This is a genomic window from Virgibacillus sp. JSM 102003 (assembly GCF_041949995.1).
GTDB lineage: Bacteria > Bacillota > Bacilli > Bacillales > Amphibacillaceae > Lentibacillus.
The window spans coordinates 327,620-347,415 of the sequence record NZ_JBHFQH010000001.1 but is presented as its reverse complement, the minus strand read 5'-3'; the positions used below and the strand labels follow the sequence as shown (position 1 = coordinate 347,415).

The window sequence follows — 19,796 nt, the reverse complement described above, 5'->3', positions numbered from 1 at the left end:
GAAAGTACAAAACTTTCTTATTGCATAAGTGCGATTTACGCTATAAGGACTGGCGATAAGCCAAGTTACTAAAATTTGCTTGTCAATATTGGATCTGTAACACTACAATTATTTGGAGGTGGCTGGCTATTAGCAAAGAGATGAATGTTAATGAAAAAATCCGTGCTAGAGAAGTAAGACTTATCGACTCAAATGGTGATCAGCTTGGAGTGAAATCTCGTAATGAAGCATTAGATATCGCTCAAACCAGGAATCTTGATCTGGTTCTTGTTGCACCGAATGCAAAACCACCAGTATGTCGAATCATGGATTTTGGGAAATATCGCTTTGAACAGCAAAAGAAAGAAAAAGAAGCACGTAAAAAACAAAAAGTTATTAATGTAAAAGAAGTACGATTTACTCCTGGAATTGGAGAGCATGATTTTAACACCAAGTTAAAAAATGCTAGAAAATTCCTTGATAAAGGTGATAAGGTAAAAGCATCTGTTCGCTTTCGCGGACGTGCGATTACACACAAGGAGCTTGGTCGGGAAGTTCTTGACCGCTTTGCGGACGAAGTAAAAGATATTGCTACAATCGAATCCAAACCAAAAATGGAAGGTCGTAGCATGTTCATGATGCTTGCTCCAGTAAACGAAAAATAACAACTCAAGGAGGAACTTAACATGCCTAAAATGAAAACCCATAAAGGTTCTCAAAAACGTTTCAGCAAAACCGGTTCAGGGAAGCTAAAACGTTCACACGCTTATACAAGCCATATGTTCGCTCATAAATCTCAAAAGCAAAAACGTAAACTGCGTAAATCAACAGTTGTTTCTGCGAGTGATTTCAGACGAATCAAAACAATGCTTCCGTACAAATAAGCATTGAGACACCGAACGAGAAAGACATTACACTATTTTTTATTTGTATTAGGAGGGAATTATTATGCCACGTGTAAAAGGTGGAACAGTTACGCGCAGACGTCGTAAACGCGTACTAAAACTTGCTAAAGGTTATTATGGTTCAAAGAGTGCTCTATTTAAAACAGCAAAACAACAGGTTATGAAATCAGGTCAATATGCATATCGTGATCGCAGACAGAAGAAACGTGATTTCCGTAAACTATGGATTACACGTATTAATGCTGCTGCACGTATGAATGATATTTCATACAGCAAATTAATGCATGGATTAAAAGTAGCTGGTATTGATGTTAATCGTAAAATGCTGTCAGATATTGCAATCAATGATGAAAAAGGGTTTGCAGAATTAGCTGAAAAAGCTAAAGCAGCTACTAAATAAAACTACTAAACGCCAAATCCAGATGAACTGGGTTTGGTGTTTTTATATCAGAGGTGTAAAGATGAATGAAATAAATATTATTATCCTATTTCTTATTGGTGTTAATGGGTTAGCTTTTATGTTAATGAGGATAGATAAACAGAAGGCGATAAGACATAAATATCGGATACCTGAACGTACATTTTGGGGAATTGCGATTTTAGGTGGAGCCTTTGGGGCGTTATTAGGGATGAAGCGTTATCGGCATAAAACGAAACATCGCTTATTTATCTTAGGAATGCCAACGTTAATTGTCATTCACATAATTCTATTGGTGTATATAACATATTAGATGTCATAAAGGCTCGTCTCTTGTCATATACATGTACTAATATGATTACCAAGTGCATGCTCTAACGAAGGAGGTTGGGTATGGAGCTATTTGGCAATTATTTACTGGCATTTATTGAAACGGGTGGATTATTTGCCCCGATTTTATTTATAGGTTGTCATTTATTAAGGCCATTATTTTTTCTTCCGGTTGTATTTATTTGTATCTCAGGTGGAATTCTCTTTGGAGCTTTTGCAGGAACACTGTACTCAGTCATCGGTATTACATTATCCAGTATCATTTTTTATGGTGTAATTCGTTGGATGCCAAAAACCTTTAATAAGCTGGTAAATCTGAAACGTAAAATAATTGGCAATAATTCCAAGCTTACCACATCCCAAATCGCAATATTGCGACTCGTGCCTTTCATTCACTTTCATTTGTTATCCTTATGCTTAATAGAGATTTCTGCAAACTTTAAGGATTACACCAGGTCATCATTATTTTCAAACATTCCGTTAGCCTTCGTTTATACATCCGTTGGCAAATGGATATCCAGTTTATCCCCTATGTATATCCTCATATTCTTAGTCGCATTGCTACCACTAATTTACATTTTAAGAAGAAAAGAAATTATTATTAAATGGAACGATTTTTTCCAGGTAAGTACACAATAAAGGAATCGCAATCAACTCATAGTTTAGGTCTGTCATATAAGATATATAATGAGACGTAGCTTTTTGCTGCTTTTCCTATTTTTAATGAAGGCTGAGTGCTTCGATTCGTTCCGGCAGAATACTTCGCTTTCCATGGGCACGACCCCAGCGTAGGAAATACACGGAGACTCCTGCGGGAAAAGCAACAGCTGAAGATCCCGCAGGAAGCGGTTTTTGCTTCCGAGGAAGCTGAAGCGTTGCCAACGGAAAGCGAAGTGTATTTCCGCAGCGGCTTCATAGCATTTAATACTTTCTACAAAAGATTTTAACTACGTCGCATTTTATATCATATACGCACCGTTAATCCAAAAACTCAAGTAGTGTATATTGAGCCTTTCTTATTCCTTCAAGGTTTATGCGGTCACTTTACGCTGCGATAGGTGAATAATAATTTTATATTAAAAATAGCTCACTATGCAGAGGATATGCCGCACGGTGAGCTATTTTTCATTCAACTTGATATAGATTCCTTTTTGCTGGAGATTATTTATACATTCATTTAAATATTCCAGATTGTGTTCTGGATATATGTTACCTGTATTGATTTGACCTCTTGTACATTTCATGGCTTCAAGGCTGGAATAGCGAATTGCTGATTTCCCGCGATATGTTGGTTCTTCCCATAGTGGCTGAACATTATATCCTCTTCGTTTCATTTCCTGGATTACTTTTAAATGATACAGAAAAAGCATATATGGTGAATAATTGAATACGTAGTTAACAGTGGAATGCGTTTTTCCCCAGCCATTACCTCTTAGTGCACAACATTCGCGGTGCTGTCCCAGTAATTGTTGTCCAGGAAGAAATGGGATAAGTTCTTCGTGCCATAATCGCATCGGAATTTCCCCTTCTATTCGATAATGGTTAAAAGCAATTTATTTATAGGATGCTTCCATTCAATTTTTGCATATGGATATCGAATTAATAACTCTTTTTCTATAAAATAGAGGTCGTCTCTCCTAATTCCACCTAATTCTCCGGGGTCACGTGCAAATACGCTAATATTAACTACTTCAAATGAATCTTCTGTAGTGCCAAGATATTTTTCCCCTTCAAATAAACAGTTTTTATAGACAAACTGGATATTTTTTTTACTATTAGTCGGTTCATCTATTATATAAAAATCGTCTTTAGACTTGGCAATTTGCATCCTTCGTTCCGGATTACGATAATATTGAAATATCGTATAGACGAGGAGAACGAGAGCTATGAGAATAAGTAATCGAAACAAAATGACAATCATATCGAATCGTCTCCCTGTAGAGTGATAGTATCTTGTACGTTTGGGATAGAAACAGGTTTCACTATTTACAATAATTTCGTGTTACAATCGACAAAAAGAGAAAAGAGGTAATCGAAATGGACTGGTCAGCATTATACAAGATGCAAAAACAATTGGACAACTATATTGAATCACAGCATGATCTAACAGGCAAGAATTTATTCGAGGAGAAGCAATTGGCGTTACTTGTTGAATTAGGGGAATTAGCGAATGAAACACGCTGCTTTAAATTCTGGAGTAAAAAGCCTAGAAATGAAGAAGACGTAATCCTGGAAGAATATGTTGATGGGATACATTTTATTTTATCATTAGGATTGGAAAAAGGGTATGAGTATATATCAGCAAGAACAGAAAATTCTTCAACCAGTGAAACAGAACAGTTTAACCTTGTATTTTCTGCATGTGTTTTATTTAAACAACAACCTACACGAGAAAATTATGAGTTACTTTTTGAATATTACTTACAGTTAGGTGAATTGCTGGGATTTGATGAAAAGGCAGTACAGAATGCGTACCTGAAAAAAAATGAAGTTAATTATGAGCGACAGGATCAGGGATATTAAGCTGAAAACGTTTTATTATTTCTGTATTTGCGGTTATAATAAAATAGGATAATAATGAAGGAGGAGTTTTTACATATGGCAAAATTAGACGAAACGAATACAATGTTAAAAGATTTAACAGATGCAAAAGGAATTCCAGGTAATGAAAAAGAAGCAAGAGAAGTGATGGAAAAGTATATTACACCATATGCTGATAAAATTTATACCGATAATTTGGGTAGCTTGATTGCGGAGAAGACTGGCGATACGAATGGCCCTAAAATCATGGTTGCCGGTCATTTAGATGAAGTTGGATTTATGGTTACTCGTATCGATGATAATGGCTTCGTTTACTTTCAGACAGTTGGAGGCTGGTGGAGCCAGGTAATGCTTGCGCAACGTGTTACACTTATGACATCAAAAGGTGATGTAACAGGAGTAATTGGTTCAAAGCCACCACATATCCTTTCGGCTGAAGCACGTAAAAAGCCAATCGAGATAAAGGATATGTTTATCGATATTGGAGCATCAAGTAAAGAGGAAGCACGGAAATTTGGTGTGCGTCCTGGTGATTCAGTTGTACCTTATTTCGAATTTACCCAATTAAAAAATGATAAGATGCTGTTAGCAAAAGCATGGGACAATAGAATTGGCTGTGCAATTGCAATTGAGGTGCTTAAACAGTTAAAAGATGAAAAGCATCCTAATATTGTTTATGGAGTTGGAACGATCCAGGAAGAAGTCGGGTTACGTGGTGCACGTACTTCTGCACATGCCATAAAACCGGATATTGGATTCGCCGTCGACGTTGGTATTGCCGGGGACACTCCTGGTGTTTCTGACAAAGATGCAGACAGCAAGCTTGGGGAAGGACCGCAGATTCTCTTATATGATGCATCAATGATTTCACATAAAGGTGTACGCGAATTCGTCGTTGATACAGCTGATGAAAACAATATCCCTTATCAATTTGCAACAATCGCCGGTGGTGGTACCGATTCTGGATCCATACATTTAACCGCGAATGGAGTTCCATCTCTATCAATAACGGTGGCAACACGCTACATTCATTCACATGCTGCTATCCTGCACTGTGATGATTTTGAAAACGCAGTAAAATTGATTGTTGAAACAATTAAAAAATTAGACAACGATAAAGTGAAGGAAATTGTTTTAGGTTAAGCCTGTTTTTAAGATAACTTGACTGTTAATATTTAACTGCACAGATGGAAAAACAAGAGACTTTACTAAAACAAACTACGAATAAAGAAAAGCTGAGGAGCGACCGCTCTTCAGCTTTTTTATACAATATAGGAATTCATTACTTTTTTTACATAGTTCTGTGTTTCGTCAAAAGGCGGAATACCTTGATGTTTATCTACATTCCCCGGTCCTGCGTTATAGGCAGCAAGAGCCAGTTCGATATTTCCGTTGTATCGGTCAAGCATCTGACTTAGATATTTCGTTCCACCTTCGATATTCTGTTTGGGGTCATATGGATTGGTGACGCCCAGCCCTCTTGCAGTAGCAGGCATTAATTGCATTAAACCTTGCGCACCAGCATCACTTTTGGCATTTGCATTATAATTTGATTCGGCTTTTATGACGGAATGAATCAAGTTCGGATCTATTCCATACTTTTCGGCAGACCTGGAAATATATGAATCAACTATTACAGGTGAAGTAGCATTCTTTACTGTTAATGGGGAAGTGGTTTTAGGTGGTATAAACGGCTGAGTCTGCATATTCCCCTGCATAAAGTTATTGTTATTGGTGGTTCCATTGTTTATCTGCTGCTGCAACAATTGTTTAAACGCCAGTTCAATCATAGGGGAGTTAGTTGAGCTGTTCCTCGAAGACGTTAATACTGACATAGCCTGTTGTTGAATTAGTGATTGCAAACTTCGAATATCCATAATAAAATTCCCCCCAAATTAATTACATTAAGTGTACATGTTTATCCAAAATATCACAATATCTTTTATAATTTTATTGGCTCTTTCCCATAATCCTGTAATACTTGATGATAAAAAGGGTCGTTTCCAATACAATATATTCGTTCGCATAAACTATTGATCTCGTCCATGTCATGTGATGTATAAATAATCATTTTACCGTGATTCTTTGCAAGCTCATATAAGTATGAACCAATTTCTTTACGTGATTTCAGATCAATTCCTACTGTAGGCTCATCCAAAAGTAATAGCATTGGCTCATGGATTAAACTTATCGCTAAATTTAATTTCCGTTTCATGCCACCTGAGAGAGTTTTAACAGATTCATCCCATTTTTCGAGCTTCATATCTCTGCAAAGCTGTCTCAGCTCTTCTTTACTTTTATTCTTCCATGATAGTTTCTCGAAGAAAACCATATTTTCTTTAACCGTGAATTCTTCCCATAATGCAATATCTTGTGCAACAAAACCGATATTTTTACGAAGTTGCTTTTTGTTTTTCTGGTAGGCTTCATTATACAACGAGATAGAACCCGACGTTGGCTTGGATAACGTTGCCAAGATTTGCAGCATGGTTGATTTGCCTGCACCATTTTCACCTACTAGTCCAATGATTTCACCTGGTTTAGCAGTGAATGTAACCGAATTTAGTATTTGTTTTTTTCCATATTCCTTGGATAGGGACTGGACTTTAAGCATTGTATTTCTCCTTTCTAACAATCCAAACAATCGTTAAGAGAATTACCATAAGAGACCATAGACTTACAAATTCTCCGTTCAGTAACGGTGAAATTGGATTAAATAAATTAAACCAAGACCAATTCGAGACTACTCCAGAGGGGAGAACTGCACCACTGCTGATGGTGACAAACAGTGTTATTCCAAATGACATAGAATAATATAAAAATGCCGTTTTAAAAAGATGTGCAAGTAAAAAGGCAGCTAGACTAATTAAAATCCGGTAAATAACTAGATTAAGAAAGTTGATCCACTCTCCAAATGCAAGATACAGCGTAATAACGGTTAATAGATCGACAATAAAAAACAGGACGCTATAAAGTATAATGTTTTGTAACATATATGATTTTATTGTCCAACGAGTGAATGCAAAGCGTATTCTGGTGTTCGATTGTTTTTCTTTAATAACCCAGTCAAACAGTAGTAGCGTTGAAAGCATGCTGCATATTGACCATAACCCCCATACAGTAAACAAAGCTGTATCTTCACTTGTTTTCACGGGTGAATCATTAAACGAAAAAGCTGTATTTAGGAGATTCTCATCTTGTTCGATTTCATTACTTTTGGCCACAATCTCCTCAAACGTCCATCCTTTGTTTTCCTTATATTGCTGTTCAAGTTCTTTTACAACGAATGCAGCTTTTGACCTCCCAGTTTCCTGCTGTACATAGGACAAAACTATTTCTTTAACTGGTGAATAGGCAAAAGACAGGTCGGACTGATAGCTTGTAATTAATTGATTACGACTATTTTCAAGAATTTTTTCCTCAAAGCCATTATGAATAATAAATACACTATCCAATTCATGTTTTCTTAACTGATAAAGTGCAACTTCTTCAGACAGTTCCTTTATTTTGGCAAATGGTATTGTTTTAATCTCCTGTACCAATTCATTTGATGCCTTTGTTTCTTCCTCCAGGACGATACCAACTGGAACTTTCGAATCTTCCTGTAAAACATCAGTAACTGTTAGGATACCTGTTGTTGCAATAAGTGGGAATAAAAGCCAAAACACTAGACTTGTAAATTGTTTTTTCCAATGCATGAAGCGGGTTACTAGGATACTGTTCATGTATTAACACGCTCCCTCCACATTGATATCCCTAACAGTAGAAGCGCACTTGCTGCCGTCAGAAGTGTAAGTGGTACATAATCAGCATAAAACCTGCCGTTTATAATTACTTCCTGAAGCCAGTGAAAGCTTTCAAAGGAGAAACTGTATGGTAATAGTTCTTGTACATATATTGGAAAGTATAGAGTGGGTATAATTGCTCCGCTTACTACTAATGACAAAAATGTATACAATGACTGTGCAAGCAAACGTACTTTTTGACCACTAATTACCGTTTCCAGAATAGCTAATCCAAATAGGAACGCAATGTTATAAAGAATTATTATGATTGCTATTCGTAAGTAATCTTCACCGAATAAAGTGATTTCCATTAAATTAGTGAATATGAACAATGTGATACCCGCACAGATGCATGTTACTATGCAAGTGGATGATATTTTTGCTAATAATTGTCTTATCTGAGTTACCCCATATAGTCGCATACGATCCATTATGCGATATTCTTCATCTTTTGTGAAAAACGAATAAAATGCCAGCAGCCAGATTGTAATAATCGTAAACCAGCCTGCAAGCCCATAATAGTGAATGGGGGAATTGGTTGCATTATTAGTAATTTTTTCCTCATCTATGATCTTGTCTTTACCTACTGTATATACTAAAAAGTTGGTAAATTGATTAAATAGCATATCTTGACGTACTTCATTATCAATGGTTAATTGTTTTGCATAATAGTTTATTGTTAGTATATTCGCCTGTGATGAGCGTATATGCCGTGCGATACTATCGAGCAATTCTTTAACTACATAGCTTTCTGTCCGTCGGTTTGGATTACCTGTGATATGTAATGATACTTGATTTCCATTATATAAACTTTTTGTAAAACCTTCAGGGAAGGTTACATAGGCACTTAACTGATTCTCAATTTGTTCGGTTGCTTGCTTTTTTGTCACCTTTTTAATTTGTATGTAACTGCCTAATTGTGATGATTTGTCGATCATGTCTAAAACCATTTCAGTTTCTTCTGATTTATCCAAATCGACTAATCCTACATAAATGGGTTTCTGATCTTCGGGTGAAACAATGGAGACTGCAATGACAGCAATTAGTGTTATGAGAATGACTGGAAAGAGTAAAAGCAGAGGAAGTGTCAGCCACTTCCTCTGCAGTTGCTTAAAATTATTTTTGGTAAATAAAAACAGATGTTTTATGAAGTGCATACATCCACTTCCATTCCATTAAAAGCCATTTAGGTTCCCGCCAGTCCCCATTAATCCGAAGATCCATTGCTGGAATTTAGGCGTTACTTCCATTTCGACGTATTGATTCAGTTCATCAATACTCATGTTCCCGATGTTCTTAACTTCCTTGTCGCTATCTAATTCAACCGAATTAATTAGCTTTGCACTTTTCTCGATGTGGAGGCTAATCATATCCGGTCCAATATCTGGTGTTTCAATCGAAAAATCGTGTTCAGATGACATTTGATCATTGTTATAAGAAGCAGTACCAGACCATGTTAAACTACCACTATCTCTGGCGTCACTATAGGAAAATACCCGTTCAAATTCTCTGTTACCATCGTGTAATGTTCCAGTACCATTATATGATAGTTCTGTTTCACCAAATGAAAGTTTAATAGAATCAGAAACTTCATCACTAGTTGTCTCCAAGTCACCCGTAAGCATCATGTTGTGACTACCATTCTGATCGGTTGCTTCAAATTCGTAATTAAACGTTTGGTTTTGCTCTTGGAGTAGTTGCGTCCCATTAACAGATAATGTAACCAGTTCCTCGTTTGTTGGACCAAGTTTTATTGAGAAATCCCGCTTTACGATTAATTTATCTTTCACCCAGATTGTTGATTGAATACCATCTGGAATTTTAAAATCTGTTAAATTTGCCCGAGTATCCTTTATAGCTGTTTCAAACTCTTCAATAAATTGATCAATCTGTTTTTGAACATCAGGTGTCATGCTTGAAGAAGTTATACCGGCGCCAAACTGTTGAACACCAATCTGTTCACTAATAATTTCTTTAAGTCTATCATCATTTTCCATTTTTTTAAGTACTGTATTCAAAAGTTCTTTTGTTTGTTTTTCGGAAAGATGCATGGTGATTTTCTGCGTATCCATAGCATTCGAGTTAACGTTAACTGTTTCATCTACTATTTCAAATGCCTTCTCAGGCAGACTTTCATATATCATTTCCAAATATTCTTCCTGAATATATTTTTGGTCTTCTTTGCTAAGAACTCCGGTTGATCCTTCAAAAAAAGCATTAAAATCAAGTTTCTCATCACCCGTGAATGTTTTTGGATCAACTTCTTTTAATAACTTGCCTAAATCTTCACCGTTTAACTGAACTAACTCCTCAAGAAATGGTAAGCCCAGCATTACACGGTCTTCTGTCAGATAAAAATTAATATCTCCTACTTCAAGTTCACCCATGCTTGCTTTGATTTCCGATGCCAAATGCTTTTTATCTTTATCCATAGCAGTAGTTAAAGTAAGTGTTGCATTATTAATAAATTGGGCTGGACCCATACCCCCAAAGCCACTCATTGCATTGGGATCATTATATTCACCGGAAAATTCCAGTGTTGTCTCTGTTGGATTTTCCTCACTTTGTTCATACCAGCTTAATTCCGGCTGATATCGTGTTTCTGCTTTATCCTGCAGAAATTCTGCTGAATCTTTTTCGGCTAGAAAATATTGCTGTTTGGCAGATAAATCAAGTAGGACATATGCTGCGACACTACCGCCAATTAACAGAACAGCTACAATTGAAATAACTATAATTTTTTTCGAACTCATCTATAATCTCTCCCCCTATGTACAAGCTTCTTTTAATATATGTATTATTTTCATATAAGTTTACCATAAAAAAATGTAAATGTAGTTATAAATTAACAAAAAAACGGATGCTTGTCTGCATCCGTTTTAATTTAACTTGTAGTTGCTTGCTTTACTCCTTGTTCAAGTGCGTCAATCATTTCCTGTTTATCCTCTTCATTGGATTGATTCCAAATCAATTCAAATATGACCCCTAAACCAGGCAGCATTTTTTCTTCACCATCTTGAATTGCATCAACAATGGTTGCTTCTAATTGTTCCTGATTATTTGACGCAATATTGGATAATATTGCTTCTCTTAAATTCAAATCCATAAAAACACCTCTCACAATTATTTTAACTATAGATAGTTTGACCGGTATAGGATAAAATATGTATGATGATAGTAGAAAACTTGGCATAGCGTTAATGGCATTCTTAGAAACCGTTTTGTGTTTTGGCAGTTAAAATTAATTGGAATGGAATTGAAATGTTATGATTACTTCAGTACAAAATGAAAAAGTTAAACAATGGAATAAATTGCATAGTCGTAAAGGCCGTAAAAAATCAGAGACTTTTTTAATTGAAGGTTTTCATTTGGTTGAAGAAGCCCACAAGAGTGAATGGGAAATTGTCGAGATTATCGTCCAGGAAGATAGACAATATCCAAATTGGTTCGATGATTATATAGTTACCAAAGTAAATGAAAAGGTCCTCCAGCATATTGCTCGTACAAAGACACCTCAGGGAGTATCTGCAATTATAAAAATGAAAGAACCAGAAGCAATAATTGGAAATTCTCTATTATTAATCGATTCAATTCAAGATCCAGGAAATTTAGGTACGGTTATCAGAACAGCGGATGCAGCAGGATTTGATGCGGTGATGCTGGGTGATGATACGGTTGATATGTATAATGATAAGGTTATCCGTTCCACACAGGGATCGTTATTCCATTTGCCAATTTCACAGGTAAGTATTAAAGAAAAAGTACCACAGTTAAAGGCAGAGGGATTTAGTGTATGGGCTTCTGCATTATCGGATGCAATCCCATTCGATAAACTTGAAGTGCCAGAAAAAACTGCCCTTATTATTGGAAATGAAGGTGCAGGAATTCAAAGTGAAATTGTTGATTTAGCCGATACCGTTGTGAAAATTCCAATATATGGAGAAGCGGAATCACTTAATGTAAGTGTTGCAGCAGGCATATTAATGTATTATATTAAGATGTAGAAGTTGCATAATATTTAGATGTTCATTATAATAAAATAAATTTAACATAAAAGCTAAGAAAGAGCCCGTAATAGTTAGGAAGCGGTAAAAGGGAAGAGATGTCCTGGACTGAAAGCATTTCTACTGTGATAACTGTTATATTTCACTCTGGAGCTGGCACTCGGGACCTTGATTAATCAAGTAAAGGTGTACCGGATGAAAAATCCGTTATTAAGATTAAGTTGGATGCATTAAGTGTGTCAACAAGGGTGGTACCGCGAAACTTTAGCCTCGTCCCTTTTTAGGGATGGGGCTTTTTTGTATTTAAAAAGTGTTATACAGGAGGAGTAATTATGAAAGAGCAATTGGAGGCTATTCAAGCTGAAGCATTGGATAATGTAAAACAGGCAAGTAATTTAAAGGAACTCCAGGATATTAAAGTAACTTATTTAGGCAAAAAAGGGTCTTTAACGTCTGTCTTGCGTGGTATGGGGAAACTTTCTAAAGAAGAACGGCCGGTTGTTGGTGAAATTGCCAACAAAGTACGTGAATCTATTACAAATGAAATTGAGCACAAGAGTGAAATTTTGGAGCAAGCAGCATTAGATGAGAAACTTCAGCAAGAAGCACTTGATGTGACTTTACCAGGGCGGCCAGTTCAAGTTGGCGGGCCTCACTTGTTAACACAAATTGTAGAAGAGATTGAGGACTTATTTATTGGGATAGGATTTGAGGTAAGAGAAGGGCCGGAAGTTGAAACAGATTATTATAATTTTGAAGCGCTAAATCTTCCTAAAGGTCATCCAGCGCGTGATATGCAAGATACTTTTTATATTACCAATGAATTATTGCTTCGAACCCACACATCACCTGTTCAAGCGCGAACAATGCGACAGTTCAATGGTGATCAAACTGTTAAAATGATATGTCCCGGAAAAGTATATCGTCGTGACACGGATGACGCAACACACTCACACCAGTTCACCCAGATTGAAGGACTATACGTGGATAAGAATGTCCGTATGAGTGATTTGAAGGGAATATTAGATAAATTTGCTAAGAAAATGTTTGGCGATGATCGGAAAACCCGACTACGCCCAAGCTTTTTCCCATTTACTGAACCATCTGTTGAAATGGATATATCATGTAAAGTTTGTAACGGATCTGGCTGTTCTGTTTGTAAAAAGTCAGGTTGGATTGAAATTTTAGGCGGTGGCATGGTCCATCCTAGAGTACTGGAAATGGCCGGATATGATTCTAAGGAATATACTGGTTTTGCATTTGGAATGGGCCCTGAAAGAATAGCTATGCTGAAATATGGTGTTGATGATATTCGTAATTTCTATACAAATGATGTACGTTTTCTAAGACAATATCATCATGCAAAAGGAGGTACCTTGTAATGCTAGTATCATTAAACTGGTTAAAAAATTATGTAGATATAGAAAATATCTCACCTGAAGAACTTGCAGAAAAAATTACGAAAACTGGTATTGAAGTAGATGGTATTGAATATATTGCAGAAAAAAGTCAAGGCGTAGTAGTTGGTCATGTTGAATCATGTGAAAAACATCCCAATGCAGATAAATTGAATCTTTGTCAGGTTGATATAGGTGATGAGAAATTACAGATTATCTGCGGGGCACCAAATGTTGCGCAAGGTCAAAAAGTTGCAGTAGCTAAGCCTGGTGCAGTTTTGCCTGGAAACTTTAAAATTAAAAAGGTTAAACTACGCGGAGTAGAATCAAATGGGATGATTTGTTCACTTCAGGAGCTTGGTATTGACGAAAAATATGTACCGAAAGATATCGCGGAAGGTATTTTTGTTTTTCCAAATGATGTATCGATAGGTGAAAGTGTTGAGCCACTATTAAACTTAAATGATGCCGTATTAGAATTTGATTTAACTCCCAACCGCGCTGATTGCCTAAGTATGTTAGGGGTTGCGTATGAGGTTGCAGCAATACTGGATAAAGACGTAATGTTACCAAGTGAAGAGGTTAATACAAGTGAAGAAAAAGCGAAAGATTATGTTTCTGTTGAAGTGGCAGATCCTGAGCTAAATCCATATTACGGGGCATTTGTCGTTAAAGATATCAAAATAGAACCATCCCCGTTATGGATGCGAAATGCATTAATGGCAGCAGGCATTCGTCCTATTAATAACATAGTGGATATTACCAACTATGTATTACTTGAATATGGTCAGCCACTGCATGCATTTGATTACGATTTATTAAATTCCGGAAAAATTGTTGTGAGGCGTGCGGAACAGAATGAAAAGCTTATTACACTGGATAAGGAAGAAAGAAGCTTATCAGATGATCACTTAGTTATTACAGATGGAAAAGATCCTGTCGCAATGGCTGGTGTCATGGGTGGAGCCAGCACGGAAGTTAACAATGAAACGACAACTATTTTGCTGGAAGCAGCATATTTTGCACCTGCTTCTGTTCGAAAAGCAGTGAAAGATACAGGGTTACGCAGTGAATCAAGCACTCGTTTTGAAAAGGGAGTAGATCCCAATCGGGTAAAAGAAGCAGGCCTTCGTGCGTGTCATTTACTGGAGAAGTACGCTGGTGCAACGGTACTTTCTGATGTTGTTTCTTTTGATGAATTGGACCGCTCTGAAAAGGTAGTTGAAGTTAGTACGGCAGAGATCAATAAACGTCTTGGAACTCAAATTAGTACAAATGAAATTGGGGTTATTTTAGATAAACTGCAATTCCCATATGAACAGATTAATCATCAATTGGTTGTAACTATTCCAACCCGTCGTGGAGATATTACGATTTTTGAAGATATGCTTGAGGAAGTTGCTCGTATTTACGAATATGACAATCTTCCATTTACATTACCAGAAGGCTCCTCACAGGCAGGTGGATTAACTGACAGACAGCAATTAAAGCGAGATGTAAAAGGTTACTTGCAAAGTGCAGGGTTAATGGAGACGATAACTTATTCCTTAACAAGTGATGAACACGTGTATAAGTTATTAGATCCGAAGCAGCAGGAACAGAAACCAAACCCTGTACAGTTGGCTATGCCAATGAGTGAGGACCATAAATATTTAAGACTAAGTATATTGCCAGGGTTGCTTCAGACATTAGCGCACAACCATGCACGAAATCAAATGAATCTTTCGTATTTTGAATTAGGGAATGTTTTTATCTCAAACGAAGAAACACTCACAAAGCAACCAGACGAAATGATTCGGGTTGCAGGAGCAGTTACAGGATTATGGCTGTCTCATCAATGGCAGCAAGAGAAGAAGCAAGTGGATTTCTATCTTGTTAAAGGAATTGTAGAGGGTCTGTTTGACTTTTTGAATATACAAGTAACCTTCGAACAGGCTAAACTCCAAGACATGCACCCAGGGCGTTGTGCAACATTGAAAGTTAATAATCATGCTGTTGGATTTATCGGTCAAGTGCATCCGAAGCTTGAAAAGTCAATGGATATTAAAGAGACTTATGTTTTTGATATTGATATGGAAGCAGTATTAGCTGTCTATAACAACACACCAGGATATAACCAAATTCCTAAGTATCCATCTGTTTCCAGAGATATTGCGTTTATTGTCGATAAGGACACTCAAGCAGGTGATATCAGGCAAACGATAGAAGAAACTGGCGCGCCCTTGGTTAAGAATGTTCAAGTGTTTGATGTATACAAGGGTGAGCATTTACCAGAAGGCAAAAAATCAATTGCTTACAGCCTGCTTTATCAGGATCCTGATAAAACATTGAAAGACGATGAAGTCGAACAATCCTATCAGGAAATAGTCCGTACAGTTAATAATAAATTTGATGCCTATGTAAGGTCATAAAGGCGCGAGTAAGCATTAGTGGTTCAGTTTTGGAGTACAAATAATTTGTACCCTTAATTGAACTGCTTTTTTTATTATTAAGGATATTACCACCTTTACCATATATTGCTAGCCTCTTTATCATACCAAAATTGGGTCGATATCCGGTATTTTCAGTTGATATCCCGAAATTGCGGTCGATACCTAGTATTTCCAGTTGATATTCCATCAACATAAAAAGAGCATCAAATTGATCTGCAATTCAATGCTAAATCGGTGCTGCATTCTAACTCACCTGTTCTAGAGATAACTTTTTGCTTTTTTTGTATTGGCAAAGTGTGTTTTTGCGTAAGAGTGCAGGGCTTTTTCACCCTTGGACTTGATGATACGTGCGATGGTTTGATCAACTTTTTTGGAAGCCCCTTTTGGCAGTGTGATTCCAGTTTTGGCTGACAGTTTATCCATTTCACTCAGAAAGCTGGTTCTGGCAATAATTGATCCTGCGGCAACTGCTATGGAATAACTCTCGGCTTTTGTCATGAAATACGTATTATCCGCAAGTTTCTGCTTCTCCGTTGCAATATGTTTTTTATAAACAGCCGGTTCACAAAATTGATCAATCAGAATGCCATCTGCTGAGTTTGTACCTATCTTATTAAGCAGATTATTTATGGCGTGATGATGAAGCATCGCCTTCATTTTTCCCTGTGTCCATCCCTGCTTTTGCAGCTTATTGTATTTTTCGTTATGTAAAATTAATAGGGAATAGGGTAAATCGAGATTAATAATATCTTTGGATATTTTTCGAATCGTTGAATCTGTTAAATTTTTCGAATCCTTCACACCCAACACCTTGAGCAACTCAATTTGCTCCTTTTTTACAAATACTGCAGCTACAGTTATTGGTCCAAAATAATCTCCTGTACCTGCTTCATCTGAACCTATATGGTTACTGTTGAATAATGTATCTGGTGGAGAATAGGTATTTAATTTATTTGTTTTTGGAGCAGCTTTTGGTGACTCTTTTGCTTTATTTGTCCATTTCTCTGCCTCAACAGCTGGAGCATTCCCTTGGAACATTACTTTCCCTGACTTATATGCAGTTATTACTGCATTAGAAGTTTTAGCACGAAAAATAGCTCCTTGAGGTGTTGATTGGAGCGCATTGGCGTAAAAGCGTTTCATTTCTTCTATTGTATTTTGTGGTATAACGTATACATTCTGTGGCATAAGATCCTCCAACTATATTATCTATTAACTATAGCAAATGTCGGGCATAAATGAAAAGAATGATTTCCTATCGCCAACAGTTTCCTCAATGGCAAACTTTGTGTTAATATATAGTGGACTATTTTTCAATTAGGAGGGTATTCGTGTGACCCAGGATGATAAAACACGTATAACAGTTGAAATACATAATAAATCTTATACAGTTGTTGGCGAAGAAAACGCTGATCACGTTCGTCTGGTTGCAAGTCTAGTAGATCAGAAAATGCGTGATATTCATGGGGTGAACCAACAGCTCACTACTTCTGAACTTGCCGTTCTTACAGCTGTAAATACGATGAATGATTATATGAAATTAAAAGAAGACTACGCAACTTTACTAGGATCAAAAAACAAGGAAGAGGATAAATAGCATATGGTTGATATTATACTAATTGCACTATTAATATTTGGATTTTTTATTGGATTAAAAAGAGGTTTTATTTTACAAGCATTTCATTTACTAGGATTTATTGCAGCATTTATACTAGCAGCCTTATACTATGACCAGCTTGCTCCACGACTTGCATTATGGATTCCCTATCCTGAATTAGAAAATAGTGGTGCATGGGCTGATTTCTTAGAGGCATTGCCCATTGAAGGTGCTTTTTATAACGCAATAGCTTTTGCAATTATTTTTTTCGCTGCCAAGATAATTATGCAAATAGTAGCATCTATGCTTGATTTTGTAGCAGACTTGCCAATTTTAAACTCTGTAAACAAATTACTGGGTGCAGTATTGGGATTTGTAGAGATATATCTCTTAATTTTCGTGGTATTATATGTTTTGGCATTAACACCATTAACAGAAATACAATCCTGGATAAACAGCTCGTCTGTAGCATTATTTATTATTGAACACACACCAATTTTATCAGAACAGATTAAGACATTATGGTTTGAACACGTTGATGATTTACTTAAATTTTAATTGAATAATCGAGACTGATTCAACGTATTAGGGTTGTCCTTGTATGTCATGTACAATAGATATAGCCTTTTTATGGATCAGTCTTTTTTCATAGTAAAAATAGTAGGTGATATATAATGACAATTAACAAAAAAGATGTAATCAAATTACTTGAAAAAGTTGCTATATATTTGGAACTTAAAGGGGAAAATTCTTTTAAAATTTCCGCTTATCGAAGAGCAGCACAGGCCCTCGAGCGTGATGACCGCTCTTTGACAGATATAGAAGACTTCAAGAAGATTAAGGGTATTGGAAAAGGGACAAGTGCAGTTATTGATGAATATATTGAAAATGAATCATCTGAAACGTTAAACCAGCTAGAAAAGGAAGTACCAAGCGGGTTAATACCGTTACTGAACCTTCCAGGTCTTGGTGGGAAAAAGCTGGCCAAGTTTTACCAGGAGCTAGGTGTTACTGATTCGGATTCGCTTAAGGAAGCTTGTGAAAGTGGAAAAGTGGAAAGTATGGAAGGTTTCGGAAAAAAGTCAGCCGACAAAATACTTGCTGCTCTGGAGGATGCAAACACCCGTCCGGAACGTCTGCCAATAGCATTTATGCTGCCGATTGCTGAAAGAATTGAAATGTATCTAGAAGGTATACAATCTATACAGGATTACTCGCGTGCTGGAAGTTTACGGAGAATGCGGGAAACTGTTAAAGATATTGATTTTATTATAGCATCGGAAAATCCGGCAATTGTCCGTGATGCACTACTTGAAATAAATCATATAAAAGAAGTAATTGCTAAAGGTGAGACAAAAGTATCCGTTACATTGGAAGATGTGTATGATGTGAATGTTGATTTCCGAATTGTAGCACCAAGAGAATTCGCCTCAACTTTACACCACTTCACTGGGTCAAAGGATCATAATGTTGCAATGCGACAACTGGCTAAATCCAAAGGTGAAAAGATAAACGAATATGGAGTTGACATTGAGGAAACAGGAGAAACCATAACATTCCAGGATGAGAAGCAATTTTTCGAGCATTTTGGATTACAGTTTATTCCACCAGAAGTACGAGAAAATACTGGTGAAGTGGATGCGTTCCGTGAGCACGTACCATTAATCAATCTGGAAGATATTCGCGGAGACTTACACATGCATACGACATGGAGTGACGGTGCACAATCATTAGAAGAGATGGTTAATCGTGCTCGTGAAAAGAATTATGAATATATTACAATAACGGACCACTCTAAGTTTTTGCAGGTCGCTAATGGATTAAATGAAACAAGATTGCGTAAACAAAAAGAAGAAATAAATAAGTTGAACGAAAAGTATGAGGATATCCACATATTTGCAGGTGTCGAAATGGATATTTTACCCGATGGTTCATTAAATTTTGATGATGAATTTTTACAGGAAATGGACTTCGTAATCGGTGCAATTCACTCAAGTTTCAATCAGTCACAGGAGAAAATTATGGAAAGGTTATATGCTGCGCTTGATAACCCGCATGTATCACTAATTGCACATCCTACGGGAAGACTTATTGGTCGCCGTACGGGGTATAACGTTGATGTTGATAAGTTAATACAACGTGCAAAAGAAACTGGAACAGCACTGGAAATCAATGCGAATCCAAATCGTTTGGATCTCTCTGCTGAATGGGCTCGCAAAGTCCAAAATGCTGGAGTCAAAATCGCTATTAACACGGATGCGCATAACTATAATATGCTTGATCATATGGCATATGGTGTACGTACAGCACGTAAAGGCTGGATTAAAAGGGGAACTGTATTAAATACCTGGTCAAAAGAGAAACTAATTGACTTCATGAATCGTACTAAATAAATGGGAAGAAGTAAA

22 protein-coding genes are annotated in these 19,796 nt (G+C 36.6%); 13 read left to right on the top strand and 9 right to left on the bottom strand.

Features of this window, described 5'->3' with window-relative positions; all coding sequences use genetic code 11:
• The first annotated feature begins 140 nt into the window (after positions 1-140).
• The 5 genes from infC to ACE1TG_RS01770 all read left to right on the top strand — a co-directional run bounded on the left by infC (position 141) and on the right by ACE1TG_RS01770 (position 2,271).
• Positions 141-644, top strand: a complete 504-nt coding sequence (gene infC, locus ACE1TG_RS01790) for a translation initiation factor IF-3 (protein ID WP_375050635.1) — start codon at positions 141-143, stop codon at positions 642-644.
• 21 nt (positions 645-665) lie between these two features.
• Entirely contained in the window at positions 666-863 is a 198-nt protein-coding gene (rpmI, locus tag ACE1TG_RS01785) for a 50S ribosomal protein L35 (protein WP_209479354.1), read from the top strand.
• A 64-nt stretch (positions 864-927) separates the two neighbouring features.
• Complete coding sequence (rplT, locus tag ACE1TG_RS01780; RefSeq protein WP_375050634.1) at positions 928-1,284, top strand: 50S ribosomal protein L20; 357 nt, start codon at positions 928-930, stop codon at positions 1,282-1,284.
• A gap of 61 nt (positions 1,285-1,345) precedes the next feature.
• Positions 1,346-1,615, top strand: coding sequence for a DUF1294 domain-containing protein (locus tag ACE1TG_RS01775; RefSeq protein ID WP_375050633.1), 270 nt, complete (start codon positions 1,346-1,348; stop codon positions 1,613-1,615).
• Positions 1,616-1,695: 80 nt separating this feature from the next.
• On the top strand, positions 1,696-2,271 hold the full coding sequence (locus ACE1TG_RS01770; RefSeq protein WP_375050632.1) for a TVP38/TMEM64 family protein: 576 nt from the start codon (positions 1,696-1,698) through the stop codon (positions 2,269-2,271).
• A 479-nt stretch (positions 2,272-2,750) separates the two neighbouring features.
• On the opposite strand, the gene ACE1TG_RS01765 is transcribed toward ACE1TG_RS01770, so the two are convergent.
• A complete protein-coding gene (locus tag ACE1TG_RS01765) occupies positions 2,751-3,146 on the bottom strand; it encodes a TIGR02328 family protein (protein ID WP_375050631.1) in 396 nt (131 codons plus the stop codon).
• A 14-nt stretch (positions 3,147-3,160) separates the two neighbouring features.
• The gene (locus ACE1TG_RS01760; protein WP_375050630.1) at positions 3,161-3,553 is read right to left on the bottom strand and encodes a sigma-w pathway protein ysdB; all 393 of its coding nucleotides are present in this window, start codon (positions 3,551-3,553) and stop codon (positions 3,161-3,163) included.
• A 116-nt stretch (positions 3,554-3,669) separates the two neighbouring features.
• Between ACE1TG_RS01760 and ACE1TG_RS01755 the strand changes: the two genes are divergently transcribed.
• Together ACE1TG_RS01755 and ACE1TG_RS01750 are read left to right on the top strand one after the other, a co-directional pair.
• Positions 3,670-4,155, top strand: a complete 486-nt coding sequence (locus ACE1TG_RS01755) for a dUTP diphosphatase (RefSeq protein ID WP_375050629.1) — start codon at positions 3,670-3,672, stop codon at positions 4,153-4,155.
• Positions 4,156-4,230: 75 nt separating this feature from the next.
• Complete coding sequence (locus ACE1TG_RS01750) at positions 4,231-5,316, top strand: M42 family metallopeptidase (protein ID WP_375050628.1); 1,086 nt, start codon at positions 4,231-4,233, stop codon at positions 5,314-5,316.
• Between the two features lie 119 nt (positions 5,317-5,435).
• Here the strand turns inward: ACE1TG_RS01750 and ACE1TG_RS01745 are convergent, their stop codons facing one another.
• From ACE1TG_RS01745 to sspI, 6 genes are all read right to left on the bottom strand, one after another.
• Positions 5,436-6,050, bottom strand: a complete 615-nt coding sequence (locus ACE1TG_RS01745; protein ID WP_375050627.1) for a lytic transglycosylase domain-containing protein — start codon at positions 6,048-6,050, stop codon at positions 5,436-5,438.
• 65 nt (positions 6,051-6,115) lie between these two features.
• The gene (locus ACE1TG_RS01740) at positions 6,116-6,787 is read right to left on the bottom strand and encodes an ABC transporter ATP-binding protein (protein ID WP_375050626.1); all 672 of its coding nucleotides are present in this window, start codon (positions 6,785-6,787) and stop codon (positions 6,116-6,118) included.
• Positions 6,780-7,898, bottom strand: a complete 1,119-nt coding sequence (locus ACE1TG_RS01735) for an ABC transporter permease (RefSeq protein ID WP_375050625.1) — start codon at positions 7,896-7,898, stop codon at positions 6,780-6,782. Before ACE1TG_RS01735 ends, ACE1TG_RS01740 begins: the two co-directional genes overlap by 8 nt.
• Complete coding sequence (locus tag ACE1TG_RS01730; RefSeq protein ID WP_375050624.1) at positions 7,895-9,115, bottom strand: ABC transporter permease; 1,221 nt, start codon at positions 9,113-9,115, stop codon at positions 7,895-7,897. Before ACE1TG_RS01730 ends, ACE1TG_RS01735 begins: the two co-directional genes overlap by 4 nt.
• 18 nt (positions 9,116-9,133) lie before the next feature.
• Positions 9,134-10,711 carry a hypothetical protein gene (locus ACE1TG_RS01725; RefSeq protein WP_375050623.1) on the bottom strand — a complete coding sequence of 526 codons (1,578 nt, stop codon included), beginning with the start codon at positions 10,709-10,711 and terminating at the stop codon, positions 9,134-9,136.
• A 131-nt stretch (positions 10,712-10,842) separates the two neighbouring features.
• Complete coding sequence (gene sspI, locus ACE1TG_RS01720) at positions 10,843-11,064, bottom strand: small acid-soluble spore protein SspI (protein ID WP_375050622.1); 222 nt, start codon at positions 11,062-11,064, stop codon at positions 10,843-10,845.
• Between the two features lie 160 nt (positions 11,065-11,224).
• Here sspI and ACE1TG_RS01715 point away from each other — a divergent pair, with 160 nt between their 5' ends.
• From ACE1TG_RS01715 to pheT, 3 genes are all read left to right on the top strand, one after another.
• Complete coding sequence (locus tag ACE1TG_RS01715; protein ID WP_375050621.1) at positions 11,225-11,962, top strand: TrmH family RNA methyltransferase; 738 nt, start codon at positions 11,225-11,227, stop codon at positions 11,960-11,962.
• Between the two features lie 332 nt (positions 11,963-12,294).
• Positions 12,295-13,344, top strand: a complete 1,050-nt coding sequence (pheS, locus tag ACE1TG_RS01710) for a phenylalanine--tRNA ligase subunit alpha (protein WP_375050620.1) — start codon at positions 12,295-12,297, stop codon at positions 13,342-13,344.
• Positions 13,344-15,770: a phenylalanine--tRNA ligase subunit beta gene (gene pheT / locus ACE1TG_RS01705; RefSeq protein WP_375050619.1), complete on the top strand. Its 2,427-nt coding sequence runs from the start codon at positions 13,344-13,346 to the stop codon at positions 15,768-15,770. Before pheS ends, pheT begins: the two co-directional genes overlap by 1 nt.
• Positions 15,771-16,049: 279 nt before the next feature.
• Here the strand turns inward: pheT and rnhC are convergent, their stop codons facing one another.
• Positions 16,050-16,979: a ribonuclease HIII gene (gene rnhC, locus ACE1TG_RS01700; RefSeq protein WP_375050618.1), complete on the bottom strand. Its 930-nt coding sequence runs from the start codon at positions 16,977-16,979 to the stop codon at positions 16,050-16,052.
• Positions 16,980-17,124: 145 nt separating this feature from the next.
• On the opposite strand from rnhC, the gene zapA reads away from it, so the two are divergent.
• From zapA to polX, 3 genes are all read left to right on the top strand, one after another.
• Positions 17,125-17,388, top strand: coding sequence for a cell division protein ZapA (zapA, locus tag ACE1TG_RS01695; RefSeq protein ID WP_375050617.1), 264 nt, complete (start codon positions 17,125-17,127; stop codon positions 17,386-17,388).
• 3 nt (positions 17,389-17,391) lie between these two features.
• Positions 17,392-17,946: a CvpA family protein gene (locus ACE1TG_RS01690; protein ID WP_375050616.1), complete on the top strand. Its 555-nt coding sequence runs from the start codon at positions 17,392-17,394 to the stop codon at positions 17,944-17,946.
• 116 nt (positions 17,947-18,062) lie between these two features.
• Positions 18,063-19,781: a DNA polymerase/3'-5' exonuclease PolX gene (gene polX / locus ACE1TG_RS01685; RefSeq protein ID WP_375050615.1), complete on the top strand. Its 1,719-nt coding sequence runs from the start codon at positions 18,063-18,065 to the stop codon at positions 19,779-19,781.
• The last annotated feature ends 15 nt before the right edge of the window (positions 19,782-19,796 follow it).